This is a genomic window from Caulobacter sp. ErkDOM-E, from assembly GCF_048541895.1.
Classification (GTDB): domain Bacteria; phylum Pseudomonadota; class Alphaproteobacteria; order Caulobacterales; family Caulobacteraceae; genus Caulobacter.
On record NZ_CP183331.1, the window covers coordinates 3,266,699 to 3,280,676 of the forward strand.

Consider the following 13,978-nt stretch of genomic DNA (forward strand, 5'->3'; position numbering starts at 1 on the left):
TACCGGCGATCCAGAGAGCGGCTATTTGGAGGCCGGGGCGGCCGCGACCGGCGGCGGGCTCTCGAAGCTGCCCGCCGCGCCCGGGAACACCACCGGGCTTTCCCAGCCCTCGGGGCTGATCGCCGAAACGCCGAAGAAGAAGTCGTCGATGACCACGTCCTTGAGGACGGCGCTCGTCGCCGGGCCGGGGGCCCAGCGGTTCAGCACCCACTGCGGCTCGGTCGTGCCGCGCCACCAGACGCGGTGACCGGCGGCGCCCGGTGTGGCCGTCCACGAAACCTTGGTATCAGGGCTGACGGCGCCCTCGATCTTCACGCCCGATGGGGGCGCCGGCGCCGAGGCCAGCGAGGCCATGGCCACGGTGTTTAGCCGGGTCACCTGGGCCAGATAGGCGAAGTCGACGCCCTCGATCGTGTCGCCATAGGGCCGGCCGTTCTCGGTGCGCAGGTTCTGGTGCTGGCGGTCATAGTTCTCGGCGGCCTCGGTCACCCGCACGGCCGGATAGCCGGCCTCCAGCAGCGGCACCTGATCGCCGCCACGGCCATAGCGGTCGGTGCGATAGACCATCACCACATCGAAATTGTTCAGGTAGCGGTCGGCCAGGCCATCCAGATAGCGAGCCAGATTGCGCGACGGGCTGTCGACCTCGCCGCCATTGTAGCGGCGGCTGTTGGCCTGCTCGGGGGTCTCGACAGCCTTGGTGCCTTCCGAGAACACCCTCACCTGGGTGTTGTTCATCACGCCGCTCTGGCCGCGACTGTTACCGATGATGTCGTTGTTGAGGTCGGCCTCGACCTTCCAGCCATTGGCGCGGGCGTAGTTGGCGAGAATTTTCCCGCCATAGAGCCCCTGCTCCTCGCCCGACAGGGCGGCAAAGACCAGGGTGGCGGGGAACTTGTGTTTCGACAGGATGCGCGCCGCCTCGATCACCGCCGCCACGCCAGAGGCGTCGTCATTGGCGCCGGGGGCGTCGCTGGTGAAGTCCATGACGTCGCTGACCCGGCTGTCCAGATGGCCGGCGATGATGATCACCCGGTCGGGGTCAGTGGTCCCCTTCTGGATGGCCAGCACGTTCATGACCTCGGTCGGCTGGGGCACGCGGCGGCCGGTGACCACGTCGGAGGGGGTCTGGATGGTCAGGCAACCACCGCAATCCTTGCTGATGGTCTCGAACCGCGTCTTCACCCAGCGGCGGGCCGCGCCGATGCCGCGGGTGTCGGACTTGGTCTCCGACAGGGTGTGGCGGGTGCCGAAACCCACCAGCGAGCGGATGGTGCTTTCCAGCGCCTTGGCGTCGACATCGGCGGCGATCACCCGCAGCAGGGGCTGGTCGTTCGACGGCGCCGGAACCTCCGCCGCCAGGGTCGGTGTGGCCAGCAACAGGCCGGCGACGAGAACGAGGGGCAGGCCCATGGCGACTCCGGAAACGCGAAGGCGGCAAGTTGCCGCCCTCCGAGGCGTCCGACAAGCCATTCCGACAATAGCGCCGGACGGTCGGCCCGCTCAGAGTCCACAGGGCCTGCCCGCGCCTGCCGCCCGTCACAGGCCGCCGGCGCGCAGCGACCCGCGCCGGCAACAGGACTTAGGACAGCACCATCACCACCACGCGGCGGTTCTGGGCGCGGTTCTCGCGGGTGTCGTTGGCGACCACCGGAGCGTCTTCGCCGTAGGAGATGGTGGCCATGCGGTTCAGCGCGATCCCGCGCTGGCTGAGGAACTTGCGCACCGTCTCGGCGCGCTTGGCGCCCAGGCTGTCGTTGTAGGCCGGCTCGCCGACATTGTCGGTGTGGCCCTGGATTTCCAGATAGACGTTCTTGTTCTCGCCCTTGAGCTTCTCGGAGAACTCGGTCAGCCGCTGCTCGGCTTCCGGCGACAGGGTGGCGGCGTCGACCGGGAACTTCACGGAGTCGTCGCTCAGAACCATTGAGTACATGAACTTGCCTTCCGCCAGCTTGCCGGCGGCGGTGGCGCGGTCGAGGGCCTCGCGGGAGGTCTTGTCCAGTTCGCCCAGCTTGACGTCATGGTCGCCGACCTGGGTCTGAACCACGCCGACCTGGGTCTTCACATAGTCCTTGGTGGCGCAGCCGCTGACGGCCAGGCCGCCCGCGATCAGGGCGCAGACCGCTGCGGTCTTCAGGGCGGAAGTCTTGAGGGTTAGCATCATGGGCCGGGGCCTCGCTCGTTGATCCGAGCGGCGAAACCGCCAGCTCATCTGGGCGAAAACGGGGCGGGTTCATGACGGCATTTAAGCCGGACTGGCGCAAGGATTTCAGTGACTTAAATACCGCGCGCAAACGCTGAAGCCTCCGGCTTGTTCCTCGCCGAAAAACATTCAGGCAAACCCCTGAAATCGTCGCCGGAGGCTGAAAAAGCACGAGGTGAGCCGACAGGGCTTTCAATGTTCCATCGACAGTATCGCGCCCGGGAGGACCAGAGCAGCCCTATTCGCCCCAGGCCTGCGCTCGAATCTTCTTGAGGGTCTGAAGGGTGGAAAAGCAGGCCTGGGCGGCTTCACGCCCCTTGTTCTCGGCATCGTCGCGGCTGCGCACCAGCGCCTGCTCGTCGGTATAGGTGGTGAGTACCCCAAAGGTGATCGGGGTCTCGGTCGACAGTCCTGCAGTCATCAGACCCAGACTGGTGGCCAGGCTGATGAACTCGAAGTGCGCCGTGTCGCCCTTGATCACGCAACCCAGACAGACCACGCCCTCATAGAGTTCCGAACGCGCCAAGGTCTGGGCGATCAGGGGCAGCTCGAATGCGCCGGGGGCGTGGATGATATCCCGGGCGGCGACAGGGGCGCCGCGCGCCTTCAGCAGGTCCAGCGCGCCCTTGAGGAGGCCATCGGTGACCTCGGGGTTGAAGCTGCTGACGACGATCGCAATGCGCGGCGCGGAGGGGGTGTTGTTCATGGGACGCTCTTTGCTGATCAGGAGGCGCGGGCCAGACTGTGGCCGAGCTTTTCGCGTTTGGTGTCGAGATAGGCGGCGTTGTGCGGGTTGGCGGGAATGGCCAGCGGCAGTTCCCGGCTCACCGCCACACCGTTGGCGCGCAGGCCCGCCGCCTTGCGGGGATTGTTGCTGAGCAGGTTGACCCGCTCGACGCCCAGCGCCCGGAGCATCTGGGCGGCGACGCCATAGTCGCGCTGATCGGCGGGGAAGCCCAGGGCGTGGTTGGCCTGAACCGTATCGAGGCCCTCGTCCTGCAGCGCATAGGCGCGGATCTTGTTGGCCAGGCCCAGACCCCGCCCCTCGTGGCCGCGCAGATACAGCAGGACGCCGTTGCCGCCTTCGCCGATCTGCCTGAGGCTTTCCTGCAGCTGGGCGCCGCAGTCGCAGCGCTGTGAGCCCAGGGCGTCGCCGGTCAGGCACTCGGAATGAACCCGCACCAGCGGCGTGCCGGTCAGCGCGCCGCGAACCATCGCCAGATGCTCGACGCCGTCAATCCGGCTGCGGAAGGCGCGAACCTCGAAGGGAGCGCCGCCGTGCTCCGACGGCAGGCGAGCCGAGGCCACCTCGTCGACCAGCAGCTCGGTCGCCTTTCGATGGGCCACCAGCTCGGCGATGGTCAGCAGCGGGATGTCATGCTCGCGGCAGAAGACCTCGAGATCCGGCATCCGGGCCATGGTCCCGTCGTCCTTCATGATCTCGCAGATCACGCCGGCAGGCCGCAGCCCGGCCAATGTCATCAGATCCACCGAGGCTTCGGTGTGACCGGCCCGCACCAGCACCCCGCCCGGACGGGCCCGCAGCGGAAAGATGTGGCCTGGAGAGACCAGGTCCGCCGCCTTGGCGTCCGGGGCCACGGCCGCCGCGATGGTCAGCGCCCGGTCAAAGGCCGATATGCCCGTGTCGACCCCCTCGGCGGCCTCGATCGAGACGGTGAAGGCGGTCTGGCGGCTGGTGCGATTGTCGGACACCATCGGTGGCAGGCCCAGCCGATCGACGGCCTCGGCCGCCAGGGTCAGGCAGATCAACCCGCTGGCCCGGCGCGCCATGAAGGCGATCGCCGCCGCGTCGGCAAACTGGGCGGCCATGACCAGATCGCCCTCGTTCTCGCGATCCTCGTCATCGACCAGGACGATCATGCCGCCGGTCTTCAGGCGTTCGAGGGCTTCAGATAGGCGTGACATAGCTGCTCCACATATTTGGCCAGCACGTCGACCTCGACATTGATCGGGTCGTTGATCGCGGCGGACTTCAGGTTGGTGTGAGCCCAGGTGTGGGGGATCAGGGTCAGGCCGATCAGGAACCGGCCGCCAGCGTCGCAGGGCGAGACGCTGTTGAGAGTCAGGCTGACGCCGTTCAGGGCGATCGAGCCCTTCTCGACGCAGAAGCGGTGCAGGGCGGCAGGCAGGCTCAGGCCTATGCGCCACGATCCGCCATCATCGATCACCTCGACCAGATGGGCCTCGCCGTCGACATGGCCCTGAACCAGATGCCCAGAAAGACGGGTGGCCAGGGTCACGGCGCGCTCGAGATTCACGGCGCCCCCCGCCGTCGCGCGCCCCAGATTGGTCCGGGCCAGGGTTTCGGGGCTGACGAAGAAATCGGCCAGGCCTTGCGCGTCATGGCGCACCACGGTCAGGCAGACCCCGTTGACGGCGACACTTTCGCCCAGCTCCAGATCGGGAAAGCCTGTGCCGAGGGTCAGGCGCAATGCCCCGTCCCCCTCCGGCGCGATGGCCTCGATCCTGCCGACCTGTTCGATAATTCCGGAAAACATCAGCGCTCCTTCAGACCCGGAATGGGATGCGGGTCAGAATGTCGACCTGGTCGGCCTGCCCGGCTTCAGCGGCCTGGCGGATCACGACGTGCTCGTCCCACAAGCCGGCCTCGAGAAACGCCGCCAGCAGGACCGGGCCGCACTCGACCAAGGCCTCCAGCGCGCCCGAGGCGGCGAGATCCGCCAGCAAGGCCGGGATGTCATCGTGCAGGCTGGGCTCCAGGCCCCGCGCCCGAGCGGCCAGCATGTAGTCGGCGGGCGTCCGGCGGCGACGGTCCAGAATGGCCAGGCGTCGCGGACTCCGACGCGGATCAACCACCCGCCGGGTCGTGAACTCCGGCTGGTCGGCCAGGATGGTCCCCGAGCCGGTGACTATGGCGTCGGCCCGGCGGCGAAGCCCGTGGGCCAGGGTCAGGGACGCGCCGGAGGTAAAGGTCTTGGCGCCAGGGGGGGGGATCATGCCGCCGTCCCGGGTCAGGGCCTGTTTCAGGGTCAGCCAGGGCCGTCTGCGGTTGGACCACGTGGCAAACGGAGCGATCAGGCGCTGGGCCCGGCGGGCCAGGGCGGCGGCCTGCGGATCATTCTGGGCCTGCAGATCAAAGACCTGGCGTCCGGCGGCGGCAAGCCGCGCCGCGCCTCCGCCCACGACCGCAGGATTGGGATCGCCCGCGGCGATCCAGATGGCCTGGGCCGGGCTCGCCAGGATCGCCTCGACGCACGGCGGCGTGCGGCCGTGATGATTGCAGGGCTCAAGCGTGACCAGCAGCGTATGAACACGCTCAAAGGTCCCGGCCTCCCGGCAGGCGGCCAGGGCGGCGGCCTCGGCGTGGGGGCCGCCGGCCTGCTGATGCGCGGCGGCGGCCAGCAGCTCGCCCTCGGCGTCCAGCACGACACAGCCGACAGGCGGATTGGGCGCCGTCGCCCCGGCAAAGCCCTCGGCGACCGTCAGGGCGTTGCGGAAACCCTGGAACACAGAACAGATCGGAGGATGGGTCTCTGGCGTCATGCCGCAGACCTAGAGCCGCCGCCCCGCAGGCTTCAAGCACGCATCCTTTTTGGAAACTCTAACATGTTAGAGGTCACGCCAATGACCTCGAAAGCTTTTGGCTCTAGAGCAAAGTTCGTGATGATCGGCTCATGTCTTTTGCTGCAGGTTTTTGATTTATCGCGTTATTTCGGCGGCGAGCCGCAATCGGCTCCGCCACCGACGCCCCAGGAGCTCGACCATGCAGCGTTTTAGCCGGAAGCGGTCATGAAGGGTCCGCTCAACAGCGTTGAACCCTATGGCGACTGGGCTCCCGGCCTCCAGAAGGCGCGGCTCTACGAGCTTATCCTGATGGATATCATTCTGGGCCAGCTGCAGCCCATGCAGGTGCTCGAGGAAAAGGTGCTGGCGACGCGCTATGCCGGCGGCGTGTCGGGGGTCCGCGACGCCCTGGGTCGCCTGGCGATCGAAGGGCTGGTTGTCCGTCGCCCCCGGGTCGGCACCGTCGTCGCGCCGATGGACATCACCGAGATCGAGCAGGCCTTTGAAGTGCGGCGGATGCTGGAGGGCCGCACGGCGGCCCTGGCGGCCCGCAATCATCGCCCGCAAGATCTGCCGGCCATTACCGGCGCCTTCGATCAGGCCGAGGCCGCCATTGCCAGCGGCGACTTCCGCGCCATGCTGGCGATGGATCACAGCTTTCACCGCGCGGTGGCCTTCGCCACGCACAATGCGACCCTGGCCCGCTTCGTGATCGCCCTGCAAAACACCGCGACGCGCTACTGGATCTGGCAGATGGAAAAGCAGTCGCAGGCGGACCAGATGCGGGACGTGGCGCTGCACAGGGCGCTGGCGGAGACCATCGCCCTGCGCGATCCCGCCGCCGCCGAGGCCGCTTGCGCTCTGTTGATCGGCGATCCGCCCAGCGCCCAGCGCGCCTGAGAACACGGCGGCCCGGAGCCCGGGGCCGCTGGCGTCCGCGTGGCTAGCGCGCCATGGCGCCGATCAGGCCATGGGTGAAAGCGCCCCAGCCGGGGTTGAAATAGGCCGTTACGATCAGCAGGTGCCAGCCCATGGCCCAGACCAGTCCGACCACATAACCAACGAGCACCCGACCGCGCGTGATCAGGTCATAGCCGCCGATCGCCAGCATCAGGGCCAGGGTAGAACCATAGTTGATCAGATAGTCCGTCCAGAACGGCGAGCGCAGCAACGGCCCCAGGAACGGCCCCCAATAGGGGCCCACCCAGCGGGCGAAGCCGGCGTCGACGATGGCCAGAGTGCCCAGCAGGATCAGGCGCTTGTGCAAGGGGCTGTTGTTGCGCGCCAGGAAGGCCGCCACGATCAGGCCCGCGAAACTGACCAGTCCGCCAAGCTGGATCGCGAGAAAGGCGGTGTCCTCATTGGGCCCGCCGAAGCGCGCCACCTGGGTCGTAAACGCCGCCATCGGCCCCAAAACGAGCATGGCGCCGAACAGGATCAGGCTCGACAGGCCCAGCTTGCGATGCAGGTCCGCTCGTCCCTTGCGGATCAGGGTGAGCTGGGTGGTCAGCAGAACCAGCCAGCCCGTATAGGCGACCGCATGGACGTGAATGACCAGCGGGAAGGACAGCGGGCCAGCCTGGGCGCGCCGCAGGACGTCGCTGCCAAAGCCCATGATGATCCCGACCCAAAAGATCGCCACGCAGGCCGGAAAGAACCAGGCGTCCCAAGGATGGCGGTACGGAAAATCGGGACGCCGGGGCAGCGGCGTCTCGGTCGTCGAATAGGCGGTCATGCTTCCCCCCCCAGGGCCTGCCAATGGCGCGTGGCCAAACCATAGACCAATGGTCTCTGGAGTCGAATGGCCGAGGGAAGCGGGCGCTCCTGGACGGAGCGCCCGCCTGCAAACCTACTGCAACGTCGCCTTGCCCACCGCCAGCACCCCGTCCAGGACGCCGACGGAGATCACGCCGCCGTCTTCCAGTTCGCCGGCCAGCAAGCGCCGGGCGATAGGGTCGACCAGCTCTTTCTGGATCACGCGCTTCAAGGGGCGCGCGCCATAGACCGGGTCGTAACCCTTCTCGCCCAGCCACAGCAGCGCCTCGGCGTCGATCGCCAGGGTCATGCGGCGGTCGGTCAGCAGCTTCTCGACACGTTGCAGCTGGATGCGGACGATGTCGGCCATGTTGGCCCGGCCCAGCCGCTTGAACAGGATGATCTCGTCGATCCGGTTCAGGAACTCAGGCCGGAAGTGGCCGCGCACCACGTTCATCACCTGCGGGCGCACCGCGTCCACATCTTCGCCGTCTTCCTGGTTGGCCAGGAATTCGAAGCCGAGATTGCTGGTCATGATGATCAGCGTGTTGCGGAAGTCGACCGTGCGGCCCTGGCCGTCGGTCAGGCGACCATCGTCCAGCACCTGCAGCAGCACGTTGAAGACGTCCGGGTGAGCCTTCTCGACCTCATCGAACAGCACCACCTGATACGGACGCCGACGCACGGCCTCGGTCAGGGCGCCGCCCTCGTCATAGCCGACATAGCCGGGAGGGGCCCCGATCAGACGGCTGACCGAGTGCTTTTCCATGTACTCGCTCATGTCCATCCGGGTGATGGCGTGCTCGTCGGCGAACATGAACTCGGCCAGGGCCTTGGTCAGCTCGGTCTTGCCCACGCCCGTCGGGCCCAGGAACAGGAACGAGCCGATCGGACGCGAGGGATCCTGCAGGCCGGCCCGCGCGCGGCGCACGGCGTCGGAGACGGCTTCCAGGGCCTCGTCCTGACCGACCACGCGGGCCCGCAGGGCGACCTCCATCTGCAGCAGCTTTTCGCGCTCGCCCTCCAGCATCTTCTCGACCGGCACCCCGGTCCAGCGGCTGACCACGGCGGCGATCTGCTCGGCGTCGACGACCTCGGGGGTCAGCGACTTCTGGGCCGCGCCATCGACGGACTCGGCCGCCGCCAGACGGGCTTCCAGGGCCGGGATCTCGCCGTACTGGATCTGGCCGGCGCGGGCGAAGTCGCCGGCGCGCTGGGCCGTCGCCAGATCGGCGCGCAGACGGTCAAGGGCTTCACGCGCTTGCGCGGCCCCGCCCACCTTGTCCTTCTCGGCCTTCCAGCGAGCGGTCATCTCGTCGCTGCGGAACTGCAGATCGTCGATTTCCGTCTCAAGGTTTTCCAGGCGCTGGCGCGAAGCCGCGTCGGTCTCCTTGGACAGCGCCTCGCGCTCGATCTTCAGCTGCACCAGGCGGCGGTCGATCTCGTCCAGCTCTTCAGGCTTGGAGTCGATCGCCATCCGCACGCGGCTGGAGGCCTCGTCGATCAGGTCGATGGCCTTGTCGGGCAGGAAGCGGTCGGCGATGTAGCGGTTGCTGAGCGTGGCGGCGGCGACGATGGCCGAGTCCGAGATGCGCACCCCGTGGTGGACCTCGTACTTCTCCTTCAGGCCGCGCAGGATCGAGACGGTGTCTTCCACCGTCGGCTCACTGACGAACACCGGCTGGAACCGGCGGGCCAAAGCCGCGTCCTTTTCGACATGCTTGCGGTACTCTTCGAGCGTGGTGGCCCCGACGCAGTGTAGCTCGCCGCGCGCCAGAGCGGGCTTCAGAAGGTTGGAGGCGTCCATCGCCCCCTCGCTCTTGCCGGCCCCGACCAGGGTATGCATCTCGTCGATGAACAGGATGATCGAGCCCTCGGCGGCCGTCACCTCACCCAGAACCGCCTTCAGCCGCTCTTCAAATTCACCGCGATATTTCGCGCCGGCGATCAGGCTGCCCATGTCCAGCGAATAGAGCTTCTTGTCTTTCAGGCTTTCGGGCACGTCGCCATTGACGATGCGCTGGGCCAGACCCTCGACAATGGCGGTCTTGCCGACGCCGGGCTCGCCGATCAGCACGGGATTGTTCTTGGTGCGGCGGCTCAGCACCTGGATCGTGCGACGGATCTCCTCGTCGCGGCCGATCACCGGATCGATCTTGCCGTCGCGGGCCGCCTGGGTCAGGTCGCGGGCATAGCGCTTGAGCGCCTCATAGCCTTCCTCCGCATTGGCGCTGTCAGCGGTGCGGCCCTTGCGGATGGCGTTTGCGGCGTCTTCCAGCGCCTTGGGCGTGGCCCCGGCGTCCTTCAGAACCTTGGCGGCGTCCGCGCCTTCCTTGGCGATGGCGATCAGCAGGCGCTCGGTGGTGACAAAGGCGTCGCCGGCCGCTTTCGCGCCCTTCTCGGCCTCGGCGAACACCCGGGCGGTGTCGGGCTTCATGTAGAGCTGGCCGCCGGCCCCGTCGACGCGGGCGGTCTTGGCCAGCAAGGCCTCGGTGGCGGCGTCCACGGCCTCGGGTCGGCCGCCGGCGCTCTGGATCAGGGCGCGGCTGAGGCCGTCCTTCTCCTCGAGCAAGACCTTCAAGAGGTGCTCGGGCGCGAACTGCTGATGCCCCCTGGCCAGGGCCAGGCTCTGGGCGGACTGGACGGCCTGTTTGGCGCGGTCGGAATACAGATCGATGTTCATGGTGTCCCCTTCTTAGGCGGATCGGGGTGCGTCGCCTTGATCAAGCACAACGCCTCCCAAGGAGGATTTAGGTGTGGCCACATTGCCACACAAGACCCCAGGATGATGTTTAGGACGCCTCAGGCGACATTACCGGCGTGGTCATCAGATCTTCCAGAAACAGGATGGCCAGGGCCGAGCGCGAATTGACCCCGGCCTTCTCATAGACGCGCGCCAGTTGCGCCCGCACGGTGCCGGCGGCCGAGCCGCGCAGAACCGCGATCTCGGCCACGTCGAACCCCTTGAGCGCGAACACCGCCACATCGGCCTCGGCCGGGGTCAGGCGCCAGTCGCGGAACTTCTGGGCGGCGACCTCGCTGAGCGCGCCGGCCGCCACCGCCAGGGCGGCCTGCCGGCGTCGGCCTTCCGTCCACATCCGCCGTACCTGCAGAGCCCCGACCACCACCCCGGCCAGCAGGGCCAGGGCGATGATCGCCTCGATCACGATATGCGGGCTGGGTCCTGCGTTGCGGATATCGGCCAGGGCGTCGCCGATGAAGAATACGGCCGCCACCGCCTGCACGGCGACGACGAAGGAGACCGCCGGGGCCAGGCGGTCTCCCAAGGCTATGCGGGACTTGGTGGGGTTGTGGGCCATCAAGGCTCCTTGGTCTTGCCCTTCCCGCCTATCATCGCCAGCACGATCTGACGACCGCTGCGGCGCGTCTCGAACGCCACGCCGAGCAGATGCAGCGCCGCCAGGGCCAGCAGCAGGTTGGCCGCGATCTCGTGGACCTCCTCGGCGAGCTCGCCGCCTTCCTCGCCTTCGCCGCCCTCGCCGGCTTCCTCGTCCTCATGGGTCAGAACCGTCGCGGCGGCCGCCGGACGCTCCCCGTCCTCGGCATGCACCTTCGGCGGAAAGCCGGTCATGGCGATGCCGCTGGCGATGACCACCGCCAGGCTTGCCCACAGCGCATAGGCCATCAGGGCGCCCAGCGGATTGTGCGAGCGGTGGGAGACATGGCGGCCGGCCAGGATGTCGCGCACATGCGCGACCGCGCGGCGCGGACTGGGCGGAAAGGACGTGAACCGCGCCTCGACCGGGCCGACAAAGCCCCAGCCCAGACGCAGGGCCAGCAGGGCGGCCAGCGCCAGGCCGATCCAGACGTGGAGCTGCGACCCGCCTTCGGTCACCAGGCGGTTGATGACCACGGCCGCCGCGATCCCCCAGTGCGTGATGCGCACCAGGGGGTCCCAGCGGCGCGGTGCGGGGACCGCGCCGCTCATTGGCGATCTCCCCGCCCCTTGCGGGCCTCGACCTTGAGCACCTTGCCGGTCTTCTCCTCGGCCAGGATTTCCAGCCGGTCCTCGCCCTTGACGGCCTTGATCTCCAGCCGCCCGTGCTCGGCTTCAAACTCGGTGAGCCGATAGCCCTGGGCGGCCAGGCTGGCCTGGGCGCGGGCCTTGTCCGGCCCGATCACCTCGCCGAGCCGCGGCTGGGCCAGCGCCGGCTGGGCCAGGGCCAAAGTCAGGAAGGGAATGGCGATGTAGAGACTGCGCATGGGAACCTCCGTCTGTTGCGACGGGGATCAGGAACGGCGCGGCAGCCGCCAAGGCCATTGACCGGGCGCTTACGACCCGGCGGATAAGCGCCTGCTTACGGCGCCGGTCGCCCGGCCCGGAGGCGCGTCACCAGCCCTTGCTGGAGATATAGGCCTGGAGCGCGGCGATGCGCGAAGCGTCCGAGGGGTGGGTTGAAGCGATCTCGAGCGGGCCCGAGCCGCCGCCGCCCGCCTGCGACAGGGCCTGCATCTTGCGCCACAGGGTGACGGCCTCGCCCGGCCTGTAGCCCGCACGCTGCATGTAATCGACGCCCAGGCGGTCGGCCTCCAGCTCGTGCTTGCGCGAGAACGGCAGCAGGAACAGGTACTTGGTCGCATCACCGCCATAGGAGCCCAGCCCCCGGCCAAGGTCGGTCGAGCTGCCGGCCGCCGCGCCGGCCACGCCCAGCAAAAGCTTGGTGGTCATGGTCTGGGAATAGCGCTCGGCCGCATGCTGGGCGACCACATGGCCCGCCTCGTGGCCGATCACGGCGGCCAGCTGGTCGTCGTTGTCGACCATGTCGAGCAGGCCCACGGTCACCCCGACATGGCCGCCGGGCAGCACGAAGGCGTTGGGCGCCTCATCGATCAGAACGGCATAGTCCCACGGCCGGTTGTTGAGCCCCGCCGCCGTCACCACGCGCTGGCCCACCGTCCGCACCCGCGCGTTCTTGCGCGTGTCGCTGGAGATGTTGCCCGTGCGCAGGGTCTGGGCCCAGGCCTTCTCGCCCTGGGCGGCCAGGCCCGAGTCGTTGACGATCAACAGCTGGTCGCGGCCCAGATCGGCGTTATAGGCGCAGCCCGCCAGGGGCAGGGCGACGACCAAAGCCGCAGCGATCAGCAGGGGCAGACGAAGACGGAGGGTCATGTTCAGGTTTCAACAGGTGACAAAGGCGACACAGCCTTATCTCCGCCGTCCCGCTTCCATGCAACCAGCCCGACGCCCAAAGAAAAAGGAGCCGCTTTCACGGCTCCTTTCAAAAGCTCTGCCAGGCGGACGCGGATCAGGCGTCTTCTGACCCCGTGGCGGGCGGCGCGCCTTCGCCACCTTCGAAGCTGCGCGGCGCGCGGCGACGACGGGGCTTTTTGGCTTCTTCGCCTTCAGCGGCCGGAGCCGGCGTTTCGACGGCGGTTGAGCGACCCAGGAAAGCCGGAGCGTGGCTCACATCGCCATCCTGACCGCGCAGCATGGGCGAGCCCTTGCTGACGACCGGCTCGCTGACCAGCGGCGTGGCCTGCGGCTCGATCACGGCCATCGGATCGCGATCACCCTGGGCGCGATCTCGGGGCGCACGTTCGCGGCGCGGAGCGCGTTCGCGGCGACCTTCAGCGGCCGGCGCCTCGACAACGGCTTCTGCGGCGACCGGGGGACGCTCTTCGCGCGGGCGCTCATCCCGGGGACGATCGTCGCGAGGACGGTCGTCACGAGGGCGCTCATCCCGGGGGCGGTCATCCCGCGGGCGATCGTCACGCGGCCGGTCATCTCTGGGCCGATCGTCTCTGGGACGGTCGTCACGAGGGCGGTCGTCTCTGGGACGATCATCACGGGGACGATCATCGCGAGGCCGGTCATCCCGGGGACGGTCATCCCTGGGTCGGTCGTCGCGAGGACGGTCTTCGCGGTCACGCCAGCGGTCGCGACGGCCCTGGCCCTGACCTTGGCCCTGATTGTCGAAGCGGGGACGGTCTTCGCGCGGACGGTCGTCGCGGGGGCGATCTTCCCGGGGGCGATCGTCGCGTTGGCGGCCCTCGAAACGGTCGCGGGGGCGCTCGTCGCGCTGGCCTTCGCCCTCGCCGCCGTCCTGGTTTTCGCTGGGCGCCTCGGCGACTTCGGGCGCGTCTTCGGGCTCGGCCTCGAAGTCGATCTCGTAAGCCGAGTAGGCGTCCTTGCCGATGATGTCGCTGACGGGGCGATTCGGCTGGATGGCGCGAAGGACCCGGAAGTAATGCTCGGCGTGCTGCAGGTAGTTCTCGGCCAGCACCCGGTCGCCGGACGACGAAGCGTCGCGCGCCAGCTGCTGGTACTTCTCGTAAACGCCCTGCGCCGCACCGCGCACCTTGACGCCTTCGGGGCCGTTCGAATCGAAGGCCCGGTTGGCATTATGCTGCTGAGGCTTGCCGCCGGTATTGCTGCCGCCGCGATTGTTGCGGCCGCGCTGGCGCTTCATGCCCTTGAAATCTCTCATGGTCTTCTTCTGAACCTGTCCGGAG

General features: G+C 68.1%; 15 protein-coding genes. 2 read left to right on the plus strand and 13 right to left on the minus strand.

Going from position 1 to position 13,978, the window contains the following annotated elements; genetic code table 11:
- Positions 1–21: 21 nt before the first annotated feature.
- From ACN2C7_RS16005 to ribD, 6 genes are all read right to left on the minus strand, one after another.
- Positions 22–1,413, minus strand: a complete 1,392-nt coding sequence (locus ACN2C7_RS16005) for a M20/M25/M40 family metallo-hydrolase (RefSeq protein WP_419318160.1) — start codon at positions 1,411–1,413, stop codon at positions 22–24.
- A 169-nt stretch (positions 1,414–1,582) separates the two neighbouring features.
- Entirely contained in the window at positions 1,583–2,161 is a 579-nt protein-coding gene (locus ACN2C7_RS16010) for an OmpA family protein (RefSeq protein ID WP_419318162.1), read from the minus strand.
- A gap of 280 nt (positions 2,162–2,441) precedes the next feature.
- Positions 2,442–2,909 (minus strand): 6,7-dimethyl-8-ribityllumazine synthase, encoded by a 468-nt coding sequence (gene ribH, locus ACN2C7_RS16015; protein WP_419318164.1) that lies wholly within the window; start codon positions 2,907–2,909, stop codon positions 2,442–2,444.
- A 17-nt stretch (positions 2,910–2,926) separates the two neighbouring features.
- Complete coding sequence (gene ribB, locus ACN2C7_RS16020; protein ID WP_419318166.1) at positions 2,927–4,129, minus strand: 3,4-dihydroxy-2-butanone-4-phosphate synthase; 1,203 nt, start codon at positions 4,127–4,129, stop codon at positions 2,927–2,929.
- Positions 4,096–4,722: a riboflavin synthase gene (locus ACN2C7_RS16025; RefSeq protein WP_419318168.1), complete on the minus strand. Its 627-nt coding sequence runs from the start codon at positions 4,720–4,722 to the stop codon at positions 4,096–4,098. Before ACN2C7_RS16025 ends, ribB begins: the two co-directional genes overlap by 34 nt.
- A 10-nt stretch (positions 4,723–4,732) precedes the next feature.
- Positions 4,733–5,728 (minus strand): bifunctional diaminohydroxyphosphoribosylaminopyrimidine deaminase/5-amino-6-(5-phosphoribosylamino)uracil reductase RibD, encoded by a 996-nt coding sequence (gene ribD, locus ACN2C7_RS16030; RefSeq protein WP_419318170.1) that lies wholly within the window; start codon positions 5,726–5,728, stop codon positions 4,733–4,735.
- 81 nt (positions 5,729–5,809) lie between these two features.
- On the opposite strand from ribD, the gene ACN2C7_RS16035 reads away from it, so the two are divergent.
- The gene (locus ACN2C7_RS16035; RefSeq protein ID WP_419318172.1) at positions 5,810–5,962 is read left to right on the plus strand and encodes a hypothetical protein; all 153 of its coding nucleotides are present in this window, start codon (positions 5,810–5,812) and stop codon (positions 5,960–5,962) included.
- 12 nt (positions 5,963–5,974) lie between these two features.
- Positions 5,975–6,649 carry a GntR family transcriptional regulator gene (locus ACN2C7_RS16040; protein WP_419318174.1) on the plus strand — a complete coding sequence of 225 codons (675 nt, stop codon included), beginning with the start codon at positions 5,975–5,977 and terminating at the stop codon, positions 6,647–6,649.
- Positions 6,650–6,692: 43 nt separating this feature from the next.
- On the opposite strand, the gene ACN2C7_RS16045 is transcribed toward ACN2C7_RS16040, so the two are convergent.
- The 7 genes from ACN2C7_RS16045 to ACN2C7_RS16075 form a co-directional block, all read right to left on the minus strand.
- Positions 6,693–7,484, minus strand: coding sequence for a hypothetical protein (locus ACN2C7_RS16045; RefSeq protein ID WP_419318176.1), 792 nt, complete (start codon positions 7,482–7,484; stop codon positions 6,693–6,695).
- Between the two features lie 114 nt (positions 7,485–7,598).
- A complete protein-coding gene (gene clpB, locus ACN2C7_RS16050) occupies positions 7,599–10,187 on the minus strand; it encodes an ATP-dependent chaperone ClpB (protein WP_419318178.1) in 2,589 nt (862 codons plus the stop codon).
- Positions 10,188–10,296: 109 nt separating this feature from the next.
- Positions 10,297–10,824 carry a helix-turn-helix transcriptional regulator gene (locus ACN2C7_RS16055; RefSeq protein ID WP_419318180.1) on the minus strand — a complete coding sequence of 176 codons (528 nt, stop codon included), beginning with the start codon at positions 10,822–10,824 and terminating at the stop codon, positions 10,297–10,299.
- On the minus strand, positions 10,824–11,453 hold the full coding sequence (locus ACN2C7_RS16060; RefSeq protein WP_419318182.1) for a cytochrome b/b6 domain-containing protein: 630 nt from the start codon (positions 11,451–11,453) through the stop codon (positions 10,824–10,826). The genes ACN2C7_RS16055 and ACN2C7_RS16060 overlap by 1 nt, the downstream gene beginning before the upstream one ends.
- Positions 11,450–11,728, minus strand: a complete 279-nt coding sequence (locus tag ACN2C7_RS16065) for a PepSY domain-containing protein (protein ID WP_419318184.1) — start codon at positions 11,726–11,728, stop codon at positions 11,450–11,452. Before ACN2C7_RS16065 ends, ACN2C7_RS16060 begins: the two co-directional genes overlap by 4 nt.
- Before the next feature lie 127 nt (positions 11,729–11,855).
- Complete coding sequence (locus ACN2C7_RS16070) at positions 11,856–12,635, minus strand: M48 family metallopeptidase (RefSeq protein ID WP_419318186.1); 780 nt, start codon at positions 12,633–12,635, stop codon at positions 11,856–11,858.
- Between the two features lie 136 nt (positions 12,636–12,771).
- Positions 12,772–13,953, minus strand: coding sequence for a DUF4167 domain-containing protein (locus ACN2C7_RS16075; protein WP_419318188.1), 1,182 nt, complete (start codon positions 13,951–13,953; stop codon positions 12,772–12,774).
- Positions 13,954–13,978 lie beyond the last annotated feature (25 nt).

Coding starts and splice junctions, on each gene's coding strand:
- ACN2C7_RS16005 (WP_419318160.1), bottom strand. CDS start 1,413: ATGGGCCTGCCCCTCGTTCTCGTCGCCGGCCTGTTGCTGGCCACACCG.
- ACN2C7_RS16010 (WP_419318162.1), bottom strand. CDS start 2,161: ATGCTAACCCTCAAGACTTCCGCCCTGAAGACCGCAGCGGTCTGCGCC.
- ribH (WP_419318164.1), bottom strand. CDS start 2,909: ATGAACAACACCCCCTCCGCGCCGCGCATTGCGATCGTCGTCAGCAGC.
- ribB (WP_419318166.1), bottom strand. CDS start 4,129: ATGTCACGCCTATCTGAAGCCCTCGAACGCCTGAAGACCGGCGGCATG.
- ACN2C7_RS16025 (WP_419318168.1), bottom strand. CDS start 4,722: ATGTTTTCCGGAATTATCGAACAGGTCGGCAGGATCGAGGCCATCGCG.
- ribD (WP_419318170.1), bottom strand. CDS start 5,728: ATGACGCCAGAGACCCATCCTCCGATCTGTTCTGTGTTCCAGGGTTTC.
- ACN2C7_RS16035 (WP_419318172.1), top strand. CDS start 5,810: ATGACCTCGAAAGCTTTTGGCTCTAGAGCAAAGTTCGTGATGATCGGC.
- ACN2C7_RS16040 (WP_419318174.1), top strand. CDS start 5,975: ATGAAGGGTCCGCTCAACAGCGTTGAACCCTATGGCGACTGGGCTCCC.
- ACN2C7_RS16045 (WP_419318176.1), bottom strand. CDS start 7,484: ATGACCGCCTATTCGACGACCGAGACGCCGCTGCCCCGGCGTCCCGAT.
- clpB (WP_419318178.1), bottom strand. CDS start 10,187: ATGAACATCGATCTGTATTCCGACCGCGCCAAACAGGCCGTCCAGTCC.
- ACN2C7_RS16055 (WP_419318180.1), bottom strand. CDS start 10,824: ATGGCCCACAACCCCACCAAGTCCCGCATAGCCTTGGGAGACCGCCTG.
- ACN2C7_RS16060 (WP_419318182.1), bottom strand. CDS start 11,453: ATGAGCGGCGCGGTCCCCGCACCGCGCCGCTGGGACCCCCTGGTGCGC.
- ACN2C7_RS16065 (WP_419318184.1), bottom strand. CDS start 11,728: ATGCGCAGTCTCTACATCGCCATTCCCTTCCTGACTTTGGCCCTGGCC.
- ACN2C7_RS16070 (WP_419318186.1), bottom strand. CDS start 12,635: ATGACCCTCCGTCTTCGTCTGCCCCTGCTGATCGCTGCGGCTTTGGTC.
- ACN2C7_RS16075 (WP_419318188.1), bottom strand. CDS start 13,953: ATGAGAGATTTCAAGGGCATGAAGCGCCAGCGCGGCCGCAACAATCGC.